Annotated in this window: 13 protein-coding genes and 2 pseudogenes; 8 read left to right on the forward strand and 7 right to left on the reverse strand. The window is 64.9% G+C overall.

Translation table 11 applies throughout. The features are described 5' to 3' along the window. Nucleotides 1-470 precede the first annotated feature (470 nt). Nucleotides 471-1,250 carry a hypothetical protein gene (locus ACV7NQ_RS36290; protein ID WP_463363682.1) on the reverse strand — a complete coding sequence of 260 codons (780 nt, stop codon included), beginning with the start codon at nucleotides 1,248-1,250 and terminating at the stop codon, nucleotides 471-473. A 159-nt stretch (nucleotides 1,251-1,409) separates the two neighbouring features. On the opposite strand from ACV7NQ_RS36290, the gene ACV7NQ_RS36295 reads away from it, so the two are divergent. The 4 genes and pseudogenes from ACV7NQ_RS36295 (at nucleotide 1,410) to ACV7NQ_RS36310 (ending at nucleotide 6,459) form a co-directional block, all read left to right on the forward strand. Then, a complete protein-coding gene (locus ACV7NQ_RS36295) occupies nucleotides 1,410-2,873 on the forward strand; it encodes a class I adenylate-forming enzyme family protein (protein ID WP_463363683.1) in 1,464 nt (487 codons plus the stop codon). Nucleotides 2,874-2,902: 29 nt separating this feature from the next. Beyond that, nucleotides 2,903-4,707, forward strand: a pseudogene (locus tag ACV7NQ_RS36300) (DUF3556 domain-containing protein). Further along, a pseudogene (locus tag ACV7NQ_RS36305) lies at nucleotides 4,704-6,118 on the forward strand (phytoene desaturase family protein). The pseudogenes ACV7NQ_RS36300 and ACV7NQ_RS36305 overlap by 4 nt, the downstream one beginning before the upstream one ends. Nucleotides 6,119-6,228: 110 nt before the next feature. Further along, on the forward strand, nucleotides 6,229-6,459 hold the full coding sequence (locus ACV7NQ_RS36310; protein WP_463363684.1) for a KR domain-containing protein: 231 nt from the start codon (nucleotides 6,229-6,231) through the stop codon (nucleotides 6,457-6,459). A gap of 158 nt (nucleotides 6,460-6,617) precedes the next feature. Here the strand turns inward: ACV7NQ_RS36310 and ACV7NQ_RS36315 are convergent, their stop codons facing one another. Both ACV7NQ_RS36315 and ACV7NQ_RS36320 read right to left on the reverse strand, forming a co-directional pair. Continuing rightward, nucleotides 6,618-7,874 carry an alkane 1-monooxygenase gene (locus ACV7NQ_RS36315; protein ID WP_463363685.1) on the reverse strand — a complete coding sequence of 419 codons (1,257 nt, stop codon included), beginning with the start codon at nucleotides 7,872-7,874 and terminating at the stop codon, nucleotides 6,618-6,620. 728 nt (nucleotides 7,875-8,602) lie between these two features. Next, nucleotides 8,603-9,919, reverse strand: a complete 1,317-nt coding sequence (locus tag ACV7NQ_RS36320; protein ID WP_463363686.1) for a lipase family protein — start codon at nucleotides 9,917-9,919, stop codon at nucleotides 8,603-8,605. 197 nt (nucleotides 9,920-10,116) lie between these two features. Between ACV7NQ_RS36320 and ACV7NQ_RS36325 the strand changes: the two genes are divergently transcribed. Next, the gene (locus ACV7NQ_RS36325) at nucleotides 10,117-10,722 is read left to right on the forward strand and encodes a TetR/AcrR family transcriptional regulator (RefSeq protein ID WP_463363687.1); all 606 of its coding nucleotides are present in this window, start codon (nucleotides 10,117-10,119) and stop codon (nucleotides 10,720-10,722) included. A gap of 496 nt (nucleotides 10,723-11,218) precedes the next feature. Here the strand turns inward: ACV7NQ_RS36325 and ACV7NQ_RS36330 are convergent, their stop codons facing one another. After that, on the reverse strand, nucleotides 11,219-13,159 hold the full coding sequence (locus ACV7NQ_RS36330; RefSeq protein WP_463363688.1) for a potassium transporter Kup: 1,941 nt from the start codon (nucleotides 13,157-13,159) through the stop codon (nucleotides 11,219-11,221). Nucleotides 13,160-13,705: 546 nt separating this feature from the next. On the opposite strand from ACV7NQ_RS36330, the gene ACV7NQ_RS36335 reads away from it, so the two are divergent. Beyond that, nucleotides 13,706-14,038 (forward strand): hypothetical protein, encoded by a 333-nt coding sequence (locus ACV7NQ_RS36335; protein WP_463363689.1) that lies wholly within the window; start codon nucleotides 13,706-13,708, stop codon nucleotides 14,036-14,038. Nucleotides 14,039-14,056: 18 nt separating this feature from the next. Further along, entirely contained in the window at nucleotides 14,057-14,338 is a 282-nt protein-coding gene (locus ACV7NQ_RS36340) for a hypothetical protein (protein ID WP_463363690.1), read from the forward strand. 105 nt (nucleotides 14,339-14,443) lie between these two features. Here ACV7NQ_RS36340 and ACV7NQ_RS36345 read toward each other — a convergent pair whose 3' ends face one another. Further along, nucleotides 14,444-14,701: a hypothetical protein gene (locus ACV7NQ_RS36345; protein WP_463363691.1), complete on the reverse strand. Its 258-nt coding sequence runs from the start codon at nucleotides 14,699-14,701 to the stop codon at nucleotides 14,444-14,446. A gap of 622 nt (nucleotides 14,702-15,323) precedes the next feature. Between ACV7NQ_RS36345 and car the strand changes: the two genes are divergently transcribed. Next, the gene (car, locus tag ACV7NQ_RS36350) at nucleotides 15,324-18,860 is read left to right on the forward strand and encodes a carboxylic acid reductase (protein ID WP_463363692.1); all 3,537 of its coding nucleotides are present in this window, start codon (nucleotides 15,324-15,326) and stop codon (nucleotides 18,858-18,860) included. A gap of 713 nt (nucleotides 18,861-19,573) precedes the next feature. On the opposite strand, the gene ACV7NQ_RS36355 is transcribed toward car, so the two are convergent. After that, the gene (locus ACV7NQ_RS36355; protein WP_463365956.1) at nucleotides 19,574-21,160 is read right to left on the reverse strand and encodes a sulfatase-like hydrolase/transferase; all 1,587 of its coding nucleotides are present in this window, start codon (nucleotides 21,158-21,160) and stop codon (nucleotides 19,574-19,576) included. A 460-nt stretch (nucleotides 21,161-21,620) separates the two neighbouring features. Further along, nucleotides 21,621-21,962, reverse strand: a complete 342-nt coding sequence (locus ACV7NQ_RS36360) for a hypothetical protein (protein WP_463363693.1) — start codon at nucleotides 21,960-21,962, stop codon at nucleotides 21,621-21,623. Nucleotides 21,963-22,172 lie beyond the last annotated feature (210 nt).

Below are 22,172 nucleotides of genomic sequence, written 5' to 3' on the forward strand. Positions count from 1 at the left end.
GGTCGGCGCCCGGCGGGTGCTGCTGTTGTGAGGGGAGAATGCGGTTACCGGTTGTGGTGCCGCTGGTTTCTCCAGCGACCGCGGCGGGTGAACATACGTCCGTTGCGGTCGTTTCCGAATGTGTGTGGACTACTCCTTGATGTAACCAAACCTCAGGTCTGTTCTGACCTGATTGCAGCTTGGTCACGATTGGTGAACGCAAGGTAAACGAATAATGAATTAAACGTGTTGCCGATCTTGGAAAGCCATGGTCGGGTTCACCGATACGCCGTGTATGCGGGGAGTTTGCCCCTAAACGTAATATGACGCAGAACACGGAAATTTCTTGGTAACGCGGCCTATTTAGTCTCGATTCGGTCACTAGGACGCGGCTTGGCTGAGTGGGCCGCGGCGTCTACCAGCACCGAGGCCGTTGCAGTACTCCTACCCCGGTAGTGGCATGACGCGCCCGACATCACATCAGATCCAGCTCATATCCGGCAGGCCCAGCCGCTGCCCCTGTCTGCGGCCACGAACAGCGGGCTCGCGCCGGTGCCGACCGCTTCCGCCAGTTCCCGCACGAATCGTTGCAGCCGTGTGAGCAGCTGATCCCGTTCATCGCTGTCGTCTGCGGCGTCGGGATACCACATGACCAGTGCGAGGTGATGCCAGTGCAGCGGGTAGCGGATGGATTCGGTCGCGGCGTCCACATCGACGGGTTTGCGGCCCGCGAGCACCTCGCGCACCCGCACCGCCCGGATGCTGTTCTGGCTCTCGAGCCACTGTTCGCGTTCGCCTTCGCAGATGGCGGCGACCTGCTCGGTGATCGAGTCGATGTATTCGAACAGGGTGCTGGTGATGGTCTCCATGACGGTGACGCAGTCTTCCGGCGGAATGCCGACCGCGCGCAGTTCGGCGAAGACGAGATCGGTCATCCGCCGTTGCCCGACCCGGTAGGCGCGAATCAGCGCCGTCAACGGAACACCGTGCTGTGCAAGGCGTCTGGCGTATTCGATGGCGGCGGCAGGCGCCTGGATGCGGGCCACCGGGATGTCGTGGCGCAGGGCGTGCAGCAGGGTGTCGACATTGCCCTCGACGCTGGCGCCGAGCAGTTCGACGGTGCGTGGATCGCCGTGCAGTTCCGGGATCTCGTCCTCGAGATTGTGCCGCAGGATCGCGCTGATCTCCGCCACCCGCTCGTTCATGCGGGCGGCGATCTCCACGACATACGGGCGCACATCGCCATCACCCTCGCGACGAATGGCCGTCACCCGTCCATCGTAGGCACTGCGCGGCCGGCGTGGCGGCGAATCGTTTGTTCTCCGGGGACAACGGCGGCGGCGAGGTTCGTCGGTGCGCGACGGTGTCACGCAGGGCCCGGATTTCTACCGTTGTCGCCATTCCTCCAGCCCGCTCACCCAGGACAGCTGATGAATCTGACAACTATTCCCGATCGCCGAGCCGCCGCGACGCCCACCGCGCCCGCCCTCGCCGATGACACCGAGACGCTGAACAATGCCCGGTTCCTCGACAGCGTGCGCCGGGCCGCCGGTGCGCTGAGCGCCGCGGGCGTCGCGGACGGCGACGTGGTCGCGGTCATGCTCCCCAATACCGCGGGCTTCGTCGTATCGCTGTTCGCCGCATGGCGACTCGGTGCCGCGGTGACGCCGGTCAACCCCACGCTGACCGCGGTCGAGGCGGTCCACCAGATGACCGACGCGGGCGCGAAAGTGCTGATCGCGCAACAGCGCCCGGATTTCGAGGCCCCGGTGCAGACCGTCATTTCCGTCGCCGAGCTCGCCGTCGCCGAACCGGGCGCACCCGAGCCTGCCGATGTCGGCGACGATGCGCTGGCGCTGCTCATCTACACCAGCGGCACCACCGGCAAGCCCAAGGGCGTCATGCTCGACCACGCCAACCTGAATGCCATGTGCGCCATGGTGATCGAGGCGTTCGAGCTCACCGCCGCCGATCACAGCCTGCTGATCCTGCCGCTGTTCCACGTCAACGGCATTGTGGTCGGCACGCTCTCGCCGCTGCTTGCGGGCGGGCAGGCCACTGTCGCAGGGCGGTTCAGCGCGCGGACCTTCTTCGACCGCGTCGAACGCAGCCGCGCCACCTACTTCTCCGCGGTGCCGACCATCTACACCATGCTGTCGGATCTGCCCGCCGAGCTGCGGCCCGACACCTCCTCGGTCCGCTTCGCCGTGTGCGGCGCGGCGCCGACCGGCATCGAACTGCTCACCAAGTTCGAAAACCGATACGGCATACCGATCATCGAGGGCTACGGCCTGTCGGAGGGTTCCTGCGCGAGCGCGATCAATCCACTGCACGGCCCGCGCAAGGCTGGCGCCGTCGGAATCCCGATGCCGGGACAGCGGATTCGGATTGCCGGACCAGACGGCACACCGGTGCCCGACGGCACGGCCGGCGAGGTGCTGGTATCCGGACCGAATGTCATGCGCGGCTGTCTGAATCGCCCGAAGGAGACGGCCCGCACCATCGTGGACGGCTGGCTGCACACCGGAGATATCGGCCGCATCGACGCGGACGGCTATCTGGTGCTGGTGGACCGCGCCAAGGACATGATCATCCGTGGCGGGGAGAACATCTACCCGAAGGAAATCGAGACCGTCGTCTACCAGCTACCCGAGATCGCCGAGGCGGCCGTGGTCGGCCGGACGAACCCGGTGTACGGCGAGGAGCCGGTGCTCTACGTTTCGCTCAACTCCGGGGCCGCGCTCGACGCCGAGAAGATCCACGCGCACGTGCGCGATGCGTTGTCGAAATACAAACTGCCCGTTGCCATCACGATTCTTGCTGAACTACCGAAGAACCCTGTCGGCAAGATCGACAAACCCACCCTCCGGCGACTGTCCGCACAGCAGATCTGATTCCCGCCTCATCGACAAGAAGTAAGACCATGGGATTCACCAAACCGGATCTGCCGCAAGTAGATCCGGAAACCTTCCTGCGCGAGCCGCTGATGGAGCGGATGCGTGTGCTTGCCCTGCACTGGGTGGAGCACGGATTCGGCTCACCACGCATGGTGCGCACCGTCTACATCCTGAAGCTCGTACTGCTCTATGCGCTCGGCGGCGTCATCGTTGCCACGGCGACCTCGAATCTGCCTGCCTTCTGGCATGTTTCGCAGTGGTGGAACCAGCCGATCGTCTACCAGAAGATCGTGCTGTGGACCGTGCTGCTCGAGACCACCGGTATCGCCGGCTCATGGGGCCCGCTGGCAGGCAAAGTCAAGCCGATGACCGGCGGCATCCTGTTCTGGGCCCGGCCCGGCACCATCCGTTTGCGGCCGTTCAAGTGGATGCCGCTCACTGCGGGCGATCGGCGCACTCGGCTCGATGTTGCGTTGTATGTGGCACTGCTGATCAGCGTCGCGATCCAGTTGTTCGTCCCTGGCGCGCACAGCGATTCGCTCTCCAAGCCGTGCCGGACAATACTTCCGGCTTGGTGCGGACCGCGCTGCTCATCGCTCCGATTTTGTTGTTGATCCTCAACGGTCTGCGCGATAAGACCATCTTCCTCGGCGCTCGCGGCGAGCAGTACCTGCCCGCGCTGATCTTCTTCGCCGTGCTGCCGTTCGTGGACATGATCATCGCGCTCAAGCTGCCGATCCTCGTCGTCTGGGTCGGTGCGGGAATCTCGAAGTTCGGCAAGCATTTCTCGCTGGTGGTACCGCCCATGGTGAGCAACAGCCCGTGGGTGCCCTTCACCTGGCTCAAACGGGCGCACTACCGCGACTTCCCACGGGATCTGCGGCCATGGCGGGTAGCCGATGTCATGGCCCATGTCGGCGGCACCACCGTCGAGGTGGTCGCGCCGCTGGTGCTGTTCTTCTCGGCCAATATCTGGCTGACGGTGGCCGCGGCCGCGGTGATGGTGATCTTCCACCTGTTCATCGTGTCCACGTTCCCGCTGGCGGTGCCGCTGGAATGGAATGTGCTGTTCGCGTACGCGACGGTCTTCCTCTTCCTTGGCTTCCCGAACTGGCACGGCTACGCACTCACCGATATCTCCTCGCCGTGGCTGGCCGTGCTGCTCATCGCCGGGCTGCTGTTCTTCCCGATCCTGGGCAATTTCCGGCCTGACAAGGTGTCCTTCTTGCCATCCATGCGGCAGTACGCGGGCAACTGGGCCTCGGCGGTCTGGGCCTTCGCACCCGGGGCAGAGGCCAAGCTGGACAAGGTGACGCGCACTGCGAAGAACCAGGTCGACCAGTTCGTCGACTTCGGGTACGAACCGGCCTGGGCCGAGGTGACCATGCAGCAGGTCGCAGCCTGGCGCACCATGCACAGCCAGGGGCGCGGACTGTTCTCGGTGCTGCTGAAGAACCTCCCCGATATCGACATCAGGACCGTGCGCGAGGGCGAGTTCCTCTGCAACTCGCTGATCGGCTTCAACTTCGGCGACGGCCACCTGCACAACGCTGATCTCATCGCCGCGGTGCAGCGCCAAGCCGGGTTCGAACCCGGTGAGCTGGTGGTCGTCTGGGTCGAATCGCAAGCATGGGGCAGCAAGGTGCAGCACTATCAGGTCATCGACGCGGCATTGGGCGTGATCGAGCGGGGCACCTGGAGAGTCGCGGACGCGGTCGCGGAGCAGCCCTGGCTTCCCAAGGGGCCCATCCCGTTGACGGTCACCTGGACCGGCGAACCGCGACGGCGGGTGCGCGGCGAGCAGGATTACGGACACGGAGCGCTGGCATGACGACCGCGGCGGTGGTGGGCGGCGGGCCCAATGGACTTGCCGCCGCTGTGGTCCTGGCGCTGGCCGGGGTGCAGGTGACGGTGCTGGAGGCCGCCGACGAGATCGGCGGCGGCGCACGCACCCGCGAGGCGCTGCAGCCCGGCCTGCTGCACGATCAGTGCTCGGCGGTGCATCCGATGGCCGTAGGCTCGCGCTTTCTCACCGAGCTCGGGCTCGAGCGCTACGGATTATCCTGGCGCACACCGGAAATCGATTGCGTGCATCCGCTCGACGGCGGCAGGGCCGGGGTGCTGTACCGCTCGGTGGCCGACACCGCCGCAGGGCTGGGTTCCGACGGCTCCGCATGGCGGGCGCTGTTCGACCGTCCCGCGGCCCGATACGACGCGCTGGCCGAGGACATAATGCGGCCGCTATTGTGCGTGCCGCGGCATCCGCTGACGCTGGCCCGATTCGGCATGCCGACCCTCCTGCCCGCGTCCACCCTGGCCCGGATCTTCCGGACGGGGGAGGGTCGGGCACTGTTCGGAGGCATTGCGGCACATGCCTTCCGGCCCCTGCACTACCCGATGACCTCGGCCATCGGGCTCGGCATCATCACCTCGGGGCATCGGCACGGGTGGCCGGTGGCGGCGGGCGGATCGCGGTCGATCACCGATGCGCTCGCCGCGCTGCTCGCCGAACTGGGCGGCAAGATCGAGACCGGTACTCGGGTCGAGGCCCTCGCCCAACTGCCCGCCGCCGATGTGACCATATTCGACCTGGCGCCCGATGCCGTTGCGGGCATCATGGGCGACCGGCTGCCGCGCCGAATCGCCAATGCCTACCAGCGATTCCGGCAAGGGCCGGGCGCTTTCAAGGTCGATTTCGCCATTGCCGATGGTGTGCCGTGGACCAATCCCGAGGCGCGAAGGGCCGGGACGGTGCACGTCGTGGGCGGTTACGCTGAACTGGCCGCCGCCGAACGCGATATTCACGCGGGACGCATGCCGCAACGGCCGTTCGTCCTGGTCGGACAACAGTACCTGGCCGACCCGCAGCGCTCGGTCGGAAGCGTACATCCGCTGTGGACCTACGCGCATGTGCCCAACGGTTACCCCGGTGACGCAACGGCCGCGATCATCGCGCAGATCGAACGGTTCGCGCCCGGCTTCCGGGAGCGCGTCATCGGATCCACCGTCCGCAGCACCACGCAGATGGCCGCGTACAACCCCAACTACGTGGGCGGGGACATCATGACCGGGGCCAAAGACATCCGTCAGCTGGTGTTCGGGCCGCGAATCACGCTGTCGCCATACAGCATCGGGGTCCCGGCATGTACATCTGCTCGGCCGCCACCCCGCCAGGACCCGGCGCGCACGGCATGTGCGGCGCCAATGCGGCCGCGGCCGCACTCGATCAGCTGCGCCGCTGATCACCTTCCCACACAACAACTCTCGATACAGACAGGCATCATCATGAGCACGCTCGAAACCCACAGCCCCGCCGTCCATGTCGCCGACAAGCTCGCCTGCCGGGTCGCCTTTGTCGCCGGCGGCAAGCGGTATCGGCGCAGCCATTGCGCACAGCCTGGCGAACCAGGGCGCCACCATGGCCGTCGGCTACAGCCGGAATCCGGACAGCGCCAACCGATTCGCCGACGATCTGCGCAAGGTCACCGCGCCGCACGGCGCATCCGTCTCGGCGCATCGCGGCAATATCGCCTGCGCCGACGACTGCCGTCGCACCAGTTCGGCGAGCGGAACAAGGCTGTAGGGAGCTTTGGCGCCGTGGGTGGAACGTTCGCAGGGGAATCGGGCGGATCACGCCATCGTCAGCGAGGTGGGTGAGCAGCCGTCCGACGTCTTTGAGGGCGGGTTCGATGTACGTGTCGTAGATGTAGCGCACTCGTTCGGTGTCCTGGTGCCCGGCCATCACCGGATGTGTGGATCACGGGGTTCATGCGCGCGGATACACCCGACGGCCGTTCGTCGTGCGGAGCGAGTGGGCGTCTCGGTCAGGGGGTACCCGGCGGGGCCGGAGAAGAAGTGGTGACGCTTGGCTCGGGGTTTGGTGTTGACGAGCATGATGTCGCCGCCGTAGTGGGCCAGGACCCGGTGATCCATGACTGCGTTCCAGAGCGGGGGCACGGCGGCTAGCACGATCATGCAGGCGTAGCCAGCTGGTAGCTGTGGCGCCTGCTCGGAACTGCGCAGGGTCTGGTAGCGACGGCCGGGGTTCGCGTGGTGGTCACTATGGCGTTGCAGATGGAACAGGAACACGTTCGTGACCAGACGGTCGCTGTTCCAGCTGTCGCGCGGTGAGCACCGTGCGTAGCGGCCGTCGGCGCGGCGCGGGCGAAGCAGCCCGTAGTGCTCGACGTAGTTCACCGTCTCCAGCAGCCCCGCGCCGATCAGCGCCTGCAGCGCCAGGAACGGGATCACGACGGGCCCGAAGACCAGGATCATCGTGCCGAACAACGCGACGCTAAGCGACCACGCGTGCAGGAGATGGTTGTCCAGGCTGAACCAGTGTTTTCCTTTGCGGGACAGGCGTTCGCGTTCCAAGGCCAGCGCCGAGCGGAAGCCGCCGAGCATACTGCGCGGCAGGAACGCCCACAATGACTCGCCGAACCGGGCGCTGGCCGGGTCTTCGGGCGTCGCGACGTTCACGTGATGACCGCGGTTGTGCTCGACGAAGAAGTGCCCGTACCCGGACTGCGCCAGCGCGATTTTCGCCAGCCAGCGTTCGAGGTGCTCGGCTCGATGGCCGAGTTCGTGGGCGGCGTTGATGCCGATGCCCGACATGAACCCCAGCGTCACGGCCAGTCCCAGCTTGTCGGCCAGGCTAAGTTCGGCTCTGGACCATAGATAGCCCGCGATAAGCAGCCCGGCGAACTGGATCGGCAGGAAAAGGTAAGTGCACCAGCGGTAGTAGCGATCGTTGGACAACGCCTCGTAGTCCTCGTCGCGCGGCTTGCTACCGTCATCGCCCACCGCCCAGTCCAACAGCGGGATCACCACAAGCACGATGATCGGACCAATCCACCAGAACACTTCCAGCCCCGTACGGGCCACCAGTTGTGAGGGAAGTAGTGCGCAAGCCGGGGCGATCAAACCCAGAATCCAGAGGTAGCGCTTGGGGTCGCGAGCTTGCGTGTGCTTGAAGATCGTCAAAGCCCTCTCGCTCATCCAACAGAACCACACCCAATCGAGAGTGTGGCCGCCGAAATAGGTTGCGCTGAACTTGTAGCTCAAGGATAGCTGTTTCCTCGCTGCAAAGCGGCGATCCGTTAAAACCACCGCCTGACCGGGCGCCGTCCCTGCTGCTCTCGTCTACCGATGATCGGTCGACCCGGATGTTCCTAGGGGATCGGCATGGCGGATGGTTTCTCGCCTCGGTGCACGACTGGTGGAGTACCTGCGTAGTCGAGAATTTGGAGTAGCGGGCCCTTGTCTCGGAGTGGGCTGCGCGAAGGACGCGTGGTACGCGGAGCGTTCGTACTTTCGGTGGCGAACGGGCATGTAACGGGTTCCTTCCACTGTCCGAAGTTTCTGGGCCCGAGAAGATGTTCGCGATGGCATCGCGCTCTACAGCCTGCCCCGTCGGCGCCCAGCGGCTGGACCCGGCAAACCTCGATCGCCCTCGCATTGTCTACAAACGGCGCACGACAGCCTATGTGGTGCCAACCCACAGTGAAGCTCGCTCGCTTCGTATGGCGGGCTGTGCGATCTCCTCGGCATGCTCGGCCAGGTCGGCCGCCGGCGCGGTTCGGCCTGGGACCGACCCGCGCCGGGCATCGTACACAGAAATCACAGCACGACTCACGTGCGACGAGCCGATAATGCGCGGCACAGACAAGGCAGGACGCCGTATATCCGGGATACTGTCGGTATCCGAATTGGCCGTGCATCCGCAACTAGGGCAGGGATGCGCAGTTGGTTGGGACGGGCGTGTCCGCGAGCCGATCGGTCATCCACTGCTGCGAGGCCGCCAGTGACGGGAAAAAGGCCAACACGTGGGTGCCCGCGATTCCGGAGACGGTGGGAATCGCGGCGTTTGGATCGAGCTGAACAGTCACGCCACTACCGCACCAACGGGCGGCCACGTCGCGGATGGGCGGAAATGGCGCTCCCTCATCGTTGGTGGCCGAGGCGATGAGTACGGGCACCGACGGGGTGAGAGTGCCGACACGCTGTCGGTCGAATGCTGTTTTCAACGCTGGAGACCGATCAATCACAGTGGTGAGAGGTTCTCCGCTGGTCGTCCATTGGGACGTGTCCCGATATTGCTGGGCCATTCCGGTCGGGACGGCGCATTTGTCCGCGGAGTCGCGCAGGATCGCCTTGCCAGTCTCGTTGAGTTCAGCATCGAGCACCGGGCCGGTGTCGGGATAGTCGGCGGCGATGCCGTTGAGGATCCAGGCGAAGGCGGGTGCCATGGCGGCTCGGCCGTCGTTGAACCCGATGAAGTACTGGTCGTCCACCACCGGCCCGCCGATGTAGGCGCCGCGCACGTCCAGATCGGGGGCGTAGCTCGGTTGCAGTTCGGCCGCGCCTGCGGAGGCCATGCCGCCCTGGGAGTACCCGTACAGAATGACCGGCGAGCGGGAGGTGAGGCTGGTGCCGGGCAACCGCAGCGCGGCACGCGCGGAGTCCAGTACCGCGTAGGCTTGCGCTGTCCGGTTGAGATAGTCGTGCATATCGGGCGTGCCCAGGCCGTGGTAGTCGGTAACCACTACCGCCATGCCGCGGGCCACCAGCGTATAGAGCGCCAGCAAATCGTATTCGACTATTACGTCGAGCGGAGGCCGGTATTCGACGAGCTGCGATAGCAGCTTCGAGGGCGCGCACTGATCGCCTTGTCCCATCGTGCCGACCGCGTAGGCGACCAGCGGGCGCTCTCCCGGGCCGGTCCACGGCAGGTCCGGCTCCAGATACGTTCCCACCGTCGCGGTCGGCGCGCCGTGGGTATCGCTGCTGACGTACATGATGCGCGTCGACCTCGCCGGGATCGCTCCGGACTGTCCGGGGGCCGAGAGCGCCAGCTGCGACGGTTCGGTGCGGACGATTGTGCCCGGTCCTCCCTGCGGTAGCGGCGCCGGCGGCATGTAGAAATCATTGGCGGCCTCCGCGGCCGGCTGCGTCCATGCGTGTGGTGCGGCGATCGCCCCGCCTCCGACCACGATGAGGGTTCCCGTCAAAGCTGCGGCCCATCTTGGGATCCGGCTCCTCACGATTCGATCCTTCCTGCGCTTCGGGAGACCTATGGCATCTACAATCGGATACTGAGAGTATCTGTAAGGGTGTCAGTTGTCTGCGAATCAGGATGAGAATCGGCGTGTCTGCGAACCAGGATGAGAATCGGCGGCTTCTAGGGTTTGGGCATTTGGCCCGACCGAGCCGAGCTCAGAGCCAGGCACAGACGCGCACTTTGTTGATCGCGACCGCCAAGCGGCTGTTTTTGGAGGACGGCTATCAGGCGACGACCATCGACAAGGTCGCCGAGGCCGCAGGTTTCACCAAAGGGGCAGTGTATTCGAACTTCCGCACCAAAGACGGCCTGTGTCTGGCCGTGCTCGACGAGATCCGCGGCGAACGCGTGGCCGAGGTCGCCGACATCCTCGCCGCGCCCACGACCGCCGGCCGCCTGCAACGGATCGCGGAATGGGCCGAACAGGTCATCGACGATCCGAACTGGACACAGCTGGAACTGGAGTTCAGCGTTCAGGTGCGGCGTAACGACCAGCTCCGCGACGAGCTCGCGACCCGGCTCAACGCCCTCGTCGGCGTGATCAGCACGGCGCTGGAGACTGCGGATGATCTCGATACCCGGGTGCCGCCGGCCGAGGCCGCCGTCGCCATGCTGGCGCTCGGTGTCGGGGTGGGTTTGTTCCGGTCGATCGATCCCGGCATCCCGGTTGCAGGAATGATCTCCGCCCTGCGCGCAATCGCGGGACTATCCCAGACAGCTGACGCGGCCCGTGGATATCCGCGAGAACCCAGACCACAAATGACGGCTAACGCACTGCCCGGGTAGGCGCCCACAGCATCGGTCATAGGCTTCCCGAATCCCCATCCGAGACATTGGCCAATGCGTCGACTTTCAGATCAGACGCAATTCCGTCGCAGAGATCGTCTACACCATCGAAGCGGCAGCACAGTCCGGCACCCGGCAGACGATCAAGAACCGGTCATAAATGCGGGCAATGTCATTCGCGAATACCCGGAGACCGTCACTCTGTGTGCGCACAGTGTTCAACCAGCGGATACAGGTAGCGGCCAGGCTTGCCTGGACAAGAACAACAGGGGTGCGACCGTGACCGGCGGCGGCACAGGAAGCGCCACGTCGAGAGCCCGTGCTGCACGCTACGGACCCCACTTCGTAGAGACCGGACTCGGCGCTGTTGAAAAGTAGCCCCGAATCCGGAGTCGACGGTGGGGGAGACGCGCCTCCTCTGGTGCCAGTGCGGCGACGGCCGCGCGGACCTGTTCAACGGAGGGCCTGGGCGACCAGGGAGGTTGGTCCACTTGCCCTACACGTCGATTCGCGAACCCATGATCACGGTGCGCTCGCCCGGCAGGCCGAAGTACTCGGCGGCGTCGGCGGTGATGTGGGACGTGGCGATGAACAGGGTCTTGCGCCATAGTGCCATTGTCGGTGCCGTACCTTTCTTCAGCTCGATCTTCGACAGGAAGTAGGAGGCGTCATCGATTGCGATCGGGCCTTCGGTTTGCGTGGGGTCGAGCAGGCGCAGCACGTTCGGGATGTTCGGTGTCTCCATGTATCCGTAGTACGCGGTAACGTGGATGATTCCGTCGTCGGCGTAGCCGAGCGCGTCGATCCGCGTTCGCTCCGTGTCCGGTATGCGAGGCACAGGTAGCGTGTCGATCGACATGATCACCACGTGTTCGTGTAGCACGCGGTTGTGCTCCACGTTGGCCCGCATCGCCAGTGGCGCGGTCTGGTTACCGCGGTTGAGAAACACTGCGGTGCCGGGGACCCGCAGCAGCGGCGGCCGGTAGTCCCGCAAATGGTCTACGAACGCACGCAGCGGCCCCTCTGCCTGCTCTCGCGCGCGAGTGACGACTTCGCGACCGCGCTGCCAGGTGGTCATCACGGTGAACGCGGTAAGCCCGATCAGCAGCGGCAGCCACGCCCCGTGCACCAGTTTGGTCATGTTCGCCGACAGGAACATCACGTCGACTACCAACAGTGGACCGGCGCCGAGCACGACGAGCCACAGCGGGGTGCCCCACTTGGTGCGGGCGATGTAGAAGAACAGCAGCGTCGTGATGGTGATCGTCGCGGTCACCGCCATGCCGAACGCGTACGCTAACGCCGCTGAGCTGCGGAAGGCGAACACCAGAGTGAGCACCGAGACCATCAGCGTCCAGTTGATCCACGGCACGTAGATCTGTCCGATGGTCGACTCCGAGGTGTGCGCTATCCGCAATCGCGGCAGGTAGCCGAGCTGGGCCGCCTGTGAGGCCACCGAATAAGCGCCGGTGATCACCGCCTGCGAGGCGATCACCGTGGCAGCGGTCGCCAGAAGCACTATCGGCAACCGCGCCCAACCAGGGGCCAGCAGAAAGAATGGGCTGCCCACAGCACTCTCGTCACCGAGAAGCAGCGCACCCTGGCCGAGGTAACTCAGTACACACGCGGGCAGCACCAGCAGCAGCCAGCCGCGGGTGATCGCCCGCCTGCCGAAATGGCCCATATCGGCGTACAGCGCCTCCGCACCGGTGACCGCGAGCACGATCGCGGCCAACGCGAAGAAGGCCGTGCCGAAGTGCCCGAACATGAAGCTCAGCGCATAGGTCGGCGACAGCGCCGCGAGGATTTCCGGATGCCGGGCAATACCGGCCACGCCACAGGCACCGATCGACACGAACCAGACGATCATCACGGGCCCGAACAGCCGACCGACCGCCGCCGTGCCGCGGCGCTGAACCGCGAAAAGCCCAACGATGATCACCGCCGTGATCGGCACGATCAGATCTGCCAACCCCGGTTCGATGATTTTCAGCCCTTCCACCGCGGACAGCACGGAAATCGCCGGAGTGATCATGCTGTCGCCGAAAAACAGTGCAGCCCCGAAGATGCCGAGACCCGCCAGCACCGCAGCGACCCGGCTACTCCGTGCCCCACCGAGGCGCCGCAGCAGCGTGATCAGCGCCATGATCCCGCCCTCGCCATCGTTGTCGGCGCGCATCACCAGCAAGACGTAGGTCACCGTCACGATGATCATCACGGACCAGAAGATGAGCGATACGACGCCGAACACGTTGTCCCGGCCGATCGGCACAGGGTGCGGGTCGCCCGGGTTGAACACGGTCTGGGTGGTGTAGATCGGACTGGTCCCAATATCGCCGAAGACGACGCCGAGGGCGCCGACCACGACGGCAGGCCGCACTGCTTCGTGACCGCGCCCCGCGTCGAGCGACGGACTTACTCTGGACTCTGTGTCCATGGCGAACTCCTCGTTTGCGGCCCGTGCCCTATCGTGCCGTGATTGGGTGCCATATCGCGGTTACGACGCGTATCTCGATATTGTTTCAGTTGAACTTTTGAGCAGCAATCGCGTGAGTAGCCCGAAACTCGTATCCCGTGGTGGTGAGCCGGTCGATCCGGCCCCGAAGCCGCCGCGGCCGTCTTTCACCGCGCAGTACCGCGACAAGATCATCGACGAGACCGCGACGCCTCGCACGGGGAGAAGTCGGTGGTCCTGCGCCGCGAGGGCCTCTACCAATCCCAGATCGCCGAGTGGACCCAGGCCCGGGCCGCGAAGCAGGCCGGCGGTGTCGCAAAGCGCAGTCCCCGCGGATCCGGCGACGCGGTCACCTCCAGGCCGAGAGCGCCGCCGCGGCCCGGGAGAACGAACGTTTGACGCGTGAGAATGCCCGTCTGGCAAAGCAATTGAGGCAGACGGAGGCCGCGCTCGATATCATCGGAAACTGCATGTGCTTTTGGAGTCCATCTTCGAGAGCACGGGCACACCGCCGCGACCGACGAAGCCATGACCGACGCCTACGACGACCTGCGGGCCGTCGAGGTACCCATCCGCCGGGCCTGCACGCTGATCGGCCGATCACGAGCGATCCACTACCGGCACCTGAAACCGCCCGTGCAGGGCCCCAGCAAGCCCAGGACGGTTCCGGGCAACGGTCAAGCGCTCACCACCATCGAACGTGCTCATGTGCTCGCGGTGATCAACTCACCGCCCTACGCCGACCTGGCGATATGCCAGATCTGGGCCCGCGAACTCGATGAAGGCAACTATTGGTGCTCGATGTCGAGCATGTATCGCATCGCCGCGGCCGCCGGTCAGAACCGGGAACGGCGACGATAGGCGACCCACCCGGCGAAGGTGAAACCCGAACTCCTCGCCGACGGTCCGTCACAGGTGCGGACCTGGGACATCTCCAAACTGCGCGGGCCTGCCAAGGGGGTCTGGTTCCACCTGTATGTGCTCATCGACATCTACTCCCGCTACACCCCGTCCTGGATCGTGTCCCACCACGAAACCGCTGAACTGGCACACGAGATCGAAGCGCTCTACCAGAAGGGATATGTGGCAGCCCAGCACTTCTTGTCCACGTGGAATTGGCCGGACTACGTCGAACGCTTCCGGGCTCCGTTGGGAACGTGAGGGGCAAAGGCCTACGCGTCTCGAACACGGAACGGGTCGTTGACGCATTCTGACGCTATAACGGGTATGGCTCGTCGCGACGATCCTGCGCGCCTTACGCGATGATCAGCTCGCCGACAGGTTGCCGCGCCCGAGCACAGCGGGTCCCTCGTCATTCCTGGCGGATGCCGCATCCGCCGACGTGCCCCAAGCGGCGTGACCGCGCGCGGCCACCACCGTCCCGGCATCGCGAGGAACACGGTGGGGTCGGCGCAGCATGTCCTGGTCGCGGGATCGCTGCGGCTTCGGTAGCGCGGCCTTCACCTTCGTGGTTGCGCTCCCTTCGGCGGCAGCAACCGCGCCGAGGCCGAAGACGCGGATCAAAGCAGCGAGCCCGCTTCGACCGAGGCCGAACCGGGGCGAAAAAATCTTGGAGAATTCGGGACAAATCTCTTGACGTCGGGCGGATAAGGAGGAGGCTTATACATACACCAGAACACCAAGCAGAGTTACCAGGCTGTTGGAGACGTTCAACGACTTGTGTGGCACTTGTTGAGGCTCTGGCTAAGCCCCCGGCACATCAGCCCGATACCGAAGCCGCAGCGACGACTGAGACTCACGGATCGAGATGAGAGTACCGGGGACTGTTCTGTTCAGGCCCGCCCACTGCCGCCTCGCACCGTGCAGGCCGAGCGGTGGGCGCTTGCGGCCCGCGACGCGGGAATGCTCGCCGAGTCGGTTTCCACGGGCACCACTGAACAGCTGATGGCGGCCTCGCGACTATAAGGGCACCCGGATCGCAGATCTTAAGAAGTCGGGGGCTTCTCTGTGCCTTGAAGGCGCAATTGAATCATCGCGCTATCCGGTAGCCAAAGATCTCAGCTGGCACCCAGTGCTAATGGGTGTTAGCGGTAATGAGATCGGTTCGCTGGAACGCGATATTTGAAAGAAAGGCCACCACGCCGTGGCGCCGATAGCTTTCCGCAGTGATACATAGGGACCGCTTATGTCTACTGATATACGTGAAGAGCGGCTCGAGCGCCGCATCGCCGATTTGTACGCCACAGATCAGCAGTTCGCCGGCGCCCGGCCCAGCGAGGCGGTTACCGCGGCGATCGAGGAACCTGGGCTGCGACTGCCGCAGCTCCTTCGAACAGTGATGGAGGGCTATGCGGATCGGCCCGCGCTCGGGCAGCGCGCCGTCCGATTCGTCACCGGCGCGGAGACGGGCCGCACATCCCTGGAGCTGTTGCCCCGGTTCGAGACCGTCACTTACCGCGAGCTGCGGGACCGCGCCGGCGCGATCGCGAGCGCCTTGACCGACGACCCGGAGCATCCGGTGCGGCCCGGCGACCGCGTTGGCGTCCTGGGCTTCACCAGCGTCGATTACACGACCGTCGACGTGGCGCTGATCCAGGTGGGCGCGGTGTCCGTTCCGCTGCAGACCAGCGCACCGGTCACCCAACTCCAGCCTATCGTCGCGGAGACCGAGCCGCGCGTGATCGCTGCGAGCGTCGACTATCTCGCCGACGCCGTAGAACTGGTGCTGACCGGTCACGCGCCCACGCGGCTGGTCGTGTTCGACTACCACCCGGAGGTCGACGACCACAGCGAGGCGTTCGAAGCCGCTCGGGCGCGGTTGACGGAAGCGGGCAGCCCGATGGTCCTCGAAAGATTGGCAGACGTGCTCGAACGCGGAAAGGCGCTGCCCGCCACGCCGTTGTTCGATCCCGACGACGATGACGACCTGTTGACGCTGCTGATCTACACCTCCGGCAGCACCGGCGCGCCTAAGGGCGCCATGTACCCCCAGCGGCTGGTCGCCAACTTCTGGCGCAGGTCAACCAGAGCGGCGTGGGGCCAGCAGAGCGCTGAGCCGTCGATCACGCTCAGCTTCATGCCGATGAGCCACATGATGGGCCGGATGATCCTGTACGGGACGCTCGGCAACGGCGGCACGGCCTATTTCGCAGCCAAGAGCGATCTCTCGACACTGTTGGAAGACCTCGCGCTGGTGCGGCCCACCCAGTTGGGCTTCGTGCCGCGGATCTGGGACATGCTGTTCCAGGAGTTCCAGAGCGAACTGGACCGGCGGTCTTCCCCCGGCGCCGACCGAGCGGCACTCGAGGCGGAGGTGATGGCGCAGCAGCAGCAGAACCTTCTCGGCGGACGGTTCGTCTCGGCGATGACAGCATCCGCGCCGATGTCGGCCGAGATGAGGGCGTTCGTAGAGTCCTACCTGGACCTGCATCTAGTGGACGGCTACGGCTCGACCGAGGGTGGGGCCATTTTCGTCGACGGCCGGGTGCGACGCCCACCGGTGATCGACTACAAGCTGGCCGATGTCCCCGATCTGGGCTACTTCCACACCGACCAGCCACACCCCAGAGGCGAACTCCTCGTCATGTCGGACGACTTGTTCCCCGGCTACTACAAACGACCGGAGGTCACCGCCGAGGTGTTCGACGCGGACGGCTACTACCGGACCGGAGACATCGTTGCCGAGGTCGGTCCCGATCAGCTCGTGTACCTCGACCGCCGCAACAACGTGCTGAAGCTGTCGCAGGGCGAGTTCGTCACGGTCTCGAAGTTGGAGGCGGTGTTCGGTGACAGCCCGCTGGTCCGGCAGATCTACGTCTACGGCAACAGCGCTCGCGCCTACCTGTTGGCGGTCGTCGTACCCACCGAGGACGCGTTGTTCCGCACCGGCGGCGATATCGAGTCGCTGCAGCCGCTCATCAGCGACTCGCTGAAGGACGTCGCTAGAACAGCCGGATTGCAGTCCTATGAGATCCCACGCGGCCTCATCGTCGAGACAACGCCGTTCACGCTCGAGAACGGCCTGCTCACCGGCATCCGCAAACTGGCGCGACCAAAGCTCAAGGAGCACTACAGCGAGCGTCTGGAACAGCTCTACACCGAGCTGGCCGAAGGTCAGGCCAACGAGTTGCGCGCGCTGCGCCAGAGCGGCGCGGACCGGCCGGTGCTGGAGACCGTCAGCCGGACCGCAGGCGCACTGCTGGGCGCTTCGACCGCTGATCTGCGGCCCGACGCGCACTTCACCGACCTAGGTGGAGACTCCTTGTCCGCGTTGACGTTCGCCAACCTGCTGCGCGAGATCTTCGACATCGACGTCCCGGTGGGCGTCATCGTCAGCCCGGCCACCGACCTGCACGTCCTCGCCGACTACATCGAGGCAGAGCGGGGGGGCGGCCTGAAACGGCCCACCTTCGCGACGGTGCACGGCCGCGATGCCACCGAGGTCCACGCCCGTGACCTCACCCTGGACAAATTCATCGACGCCAAGACGCTGGCCGCCGCCTCTACGCTGCCACGCCCGCGCGGCGAGGTGCGGACCGTGCTGTTGACCGGCGCGACCGGATTCCTGGGGCGTTACCTGGCGCTGGAATGGCTCGAACGGTTGTCCTTCGTCGGCGGCAAGCTGATTTGCTTGGTGCGGGCCAAGGACGACACGGCGGCCCGTGAACGCCTGGACAAGACCTTCGACAGCGGCGATCCGGATCTGCTGCGGCACTACCGGGAACTGGCCGCCGATCATCTCGAGGTCATCGCCGGCGACAAGGGCGAACCGAATCTCGGCCTGGATCAACAGACGTGGCACCGGTTGGCCGACACTGTCGATCTGATCGTCGATCCCGCAGCGCTGGTCAACCACGTCCTGCCCTACAGCCAGCTCTTCGGCCCCAACGCGCTGGGCACCGCCGAGCTGATCCGCATCGCGCTCACCACGAAACTGAAGCCGGTCACCTATCTATCGACCATCGGCGTGGGCGACCAGATCGAACCGTCGGCTTTCACCGAGGACGCCGACATCCGGACCATCAGCCCGACACGCGCGATCAACAACAACTATGCCAACGGCTACGGCAACAGCAAGTGGGCGGGCGAAGTCCTACTCCGGGAGGCCCACGATCTGTGCGGTCTGCCGGTCGAGGTCTTCCGCTGCGACATGATCCTCGTGGACACCACGTACGTAGGTCAGCTCAACGTGCCCGACATGTTCACCCGGCTGATGCTGAGCCTCGTCGCCACCGGCATCGCGCCCGGCTCGTTCTACCAGACCGACCCGGACGGCAACAGGCAACGGGCGCACTACGATGGGCTGCCCGTCGATTTCATCGCCGAAGCGATCGCCACCCTCGGCCAACAGCTGGTGGACGGGTTCGAGACCTATCACGTCATGAACCCCTACGACGACGGCATCGGACTCGACGAATACGTCGACTGGCTGATCGAAGCCGGTTACTCGATCCAACGCATCCCCGACTACGACGCCTGGTTGCAGCGGTTCGAGACGACCATGCGTGCTTTGCCTGAACACCAGCGCCAGCACTCGCTACTGCCCCTGTTGCACAACTACCAACGACCCGAAAAACCGATCCGCGGGTCCATCGCGCCGACGGAGCGGTTCCGTGCCGCGGTGCAGGAAGGGAAAATCGGCCCGGACAAAGACATCCCGCACGTCGCGGCGCCGATCATCGTCAAGTACATCACCAACCTGCAACTGCTCGGACTGCTATGAAGTGACAACGACGCCGATCCTGAGCCGGCATCGCCGGCCAGGGCGCACCACGACAGTGTGCCGCCCCGCGCTAGTGCTGATGTTGGACGGCACGCCGCAGATGGCGCGCTCGATCCGCGGTTTCGCAGGGTTCAGACTCGATCGCGACGCCAGGTAGCGGGGAGCCGAAACCCTGCGCGGTCCCCGCCGAACTGAAGGCAGTCACCCGCAATCGGGAACGAATCATCCTGTCCCAGCGCAGCGTTGAGCCTCAACCGCGGGCTGTCGTTGATAACACCGCGCGGCGCCGCTGAACCTGTTCTCCGCCCTGGACCGCGACATCACCCTCGATCCCCTGACCGACTACCCAGCACCACCCAACACCGGCGCAGGCCGCCCGGTCGGCAAAGGATGGACGCGTTGCGGGTCGGGAAGTGCCTTCGTCAAGTCGGGAAGGAGGTGCCAGCGATTGCTTACGATTTGGACCGCATTGATCTCTGCATCCTCCCTGGGTGCGGATCCGTCGATGCCGACCTGAGGAATGTGGGGTACGCCGGAAACGATCCGATTCGGCGGGACCACAATATCGCCTTGCTCGTGACCACAATGTCGCCGTGCTCGTGGAAGTGTCCTCCCCCGAGGGGTATTGGGGAGAACGCGCTCGGGTCTTCGCCGTGGGCCAGCCATCCGAGATCCAGGCAATCTTGGACGACGCCTTCGCGGACCACTCGGGACTATTTGGGCAGTGCGTTTTGCAGTTCGCCGAACGCGTGCTGTGCTATTGCGAGGATATTGCCTTCCTGTGACAGGTAATCTGCCCAGCCTTGTTCCTGTGCTTGGCGCAGGTAGGGTGGGAGCGGCTGGTTCAGTTCGGCAATGGCTTGTTGCAGTAGCGGTTCCATCTGGGCGCGCAGTTCGCCGTTGCCTGCGGCTTGGTTGTCGAGTTCGAGTTGTCCGCCCACCGCTGCGTAGTCGTAGAGCTCGTATTCTTGTTGCTGAGCCGGGTCTATTTCGATTCGTCCTTTGAAGAAGTGTGAATAGGACACGTATTTCGCGTCGGCGGTGCGCACCGCTGCGACATGTGCGGGCGCATTCTGGTTGAAGAGCACGGCTGCCTCTTCGATGGTGGGTTCGTCGGTGGCGTGGACGACCCAGGGCCGCCCGGGTTTGCCCGTGTCGCGGCACAGGGCGGCGATGTCGAGGCGATCGGCGAGGTGTGCGTACCTTGCGTCCCCGCGCCATGCGCTCCCGCCAGAGGCGATCGTCAGCAGCAGTGGGGTGATATCGGCGCTGGAAGTGAGCTGTCCACGGGTACTGGTCGAAGAAGTGGGGCTCAGCAGACCGCGGGGATCGTGAACATACAGCGGCACCCTGATCGCCTCGTCGTAGGCCGCGCCACCCTTACCGTGCAACCCATGCGAGCCGGCGTAGTCCCCGTGGTCGGAGGTGAAGACGATGACGGTGTTGGCGGCGACATCCGGGCGCTGGTACAGCTCGTCGAGCATCCGGCCGATCTGGATGTCGACCTGCTGTTGCAGCCACAGGTAGAGGTTGCGCATGTCGATCCACTGTTGCTCGGCACCGGGAGTTCCGTAGGGTGCCAACCCGAACGCGGCCGCCGAGGCTTCCACCAACGCCAACTGCAGGCGTGGCTTCTGAGCCAGCTGCTCGAGGGTTTCGTAGTTCGCGGGCAGGTCGTTCATCCAGCGTGGAAGGTCGAGTTGCGCTTGGAGGCGTCGGGTCCATCGGGGCCACCACTGGATGTCGTGCGGGTTGACCAACGACACCGTGCAGCACCACGGCGCTTGACCTGCTTCCGCGTCGAGCCATCCGATGAATTGGTCGACGATGGTCGGGTCCACCTGCACGCCCTGTCCGGGCGCCCCGTTGGGCGACGGATAGGTGCCGCCCGCGAATCCGTAATTTGCCAGCGACCCCGGAATCGTGTCCGGGTCATGGCCGAGATGCCATTTCCCCCACCACACCGACTCATATCCGTGTTCGCGGATCATCGAGCCCCAGGTGGGGAACAACGGCGACAATGTCGACTGCGAGGTCATCATGCAACCGGTCTGATGAGAGTACAAGCCGGTCAGCAGGACCCCGCGCGACGGTGTGCAGTCGTTGGCCGCGGTGTAGTGCTGCTCGAATGACACAGCGCCTCGGCGGATTCGAGCGATATTCGGCAGTATCCCGTCCAACGCTTCCTGGTCGGGGAACCACATCGGCGCACGCATTTCGTCCACCAGCACCACGAGGATGTTGGGCCTGTCGGGGTCGACATCGGCGCGGGCTTTGCCGACTCCGGTCGCGCCCGACATCGCGGTAGCAGCCGTTGCAGCCGCGGCACCGCGGGCAAAGAAACCACGCCTGCTGATCGTCACGCTTCTACTCCATCCACGGAATGTTGCACATCTCGATGATCTGGGATCTGGTCAGGCATCGGAACCCGTCGGAAGTGTCGCTATAGATCCGGGTTGCCTCATCTGGCGCCGAACTCGACCGCAATCCGCACTATAAGGGAAATAGTCACGCGGAAGGGTTCAAGGCGGACATGAGTGCGGCCGCGTCGACTGATTCCGGCGGAGATCACGAAGCCAATTGGGTGAAGATGCGGGCGCCGGCGAGCATGGGGGAGGCGAAGTTGCCTGCGAGGATGAGGCTGGCAGCGGCAACCGTTGGTCCGCAGTGCCACACGGCGGTGGCCACCGCCCTGCCCGGCGGGTCAGCCCGCTCGGGCTTCTTCGCGCATTCGCGAGACCATCAGGATGTTTCTCTGGACTACTGGTACGTCAGGGATGTGGCGTGGGGTGGAACCGTTGTGGTTGGGGCGCGATAGTGCTTTCGGGGTAATGCTCTATCGCGGTCGTGCCACCTCGGGTAGCGCGGTTCGGCCTGCTTGTCGCCTACGGTGCGCGCCATCTCGTCGAGGTCGGCCTTGGACACCGCATCGAGGCCGGTAATTACGCCAGGTGTTTTTCCAGTCGGTTGAGGTGGATGCACGTAGGTGCGCAGTGTGCCTGCACCAAGTGTGGTCCGCACTTTCGAGACGACCTCGCCGAATGTCGGAACCAGCGGCGCGGCAGTGAGCAGATCGGCGGGAGCGATGCCCAACTGCGACAACAAAATTCGCGCGGCTCCGATCGCTTCCGCATCAATCGGGGGCGGGGAACTCTCGGATCTCAGTCCGGTTGTCCATAAGCTCGAGGCTGAGGTCACTCCGAAGACAGTGGGGTGTTCTGTCAGTACATGTATCAACTGGTCCTCCCATACGCGTGCTACCTGCGGTTTCATCGGCAGTGCCCGATAGTGCCGAGGGCGTGAGACCCGGCC

The organism is Nocardia sp. Tas62D01 (assembly GCF_055232035.1).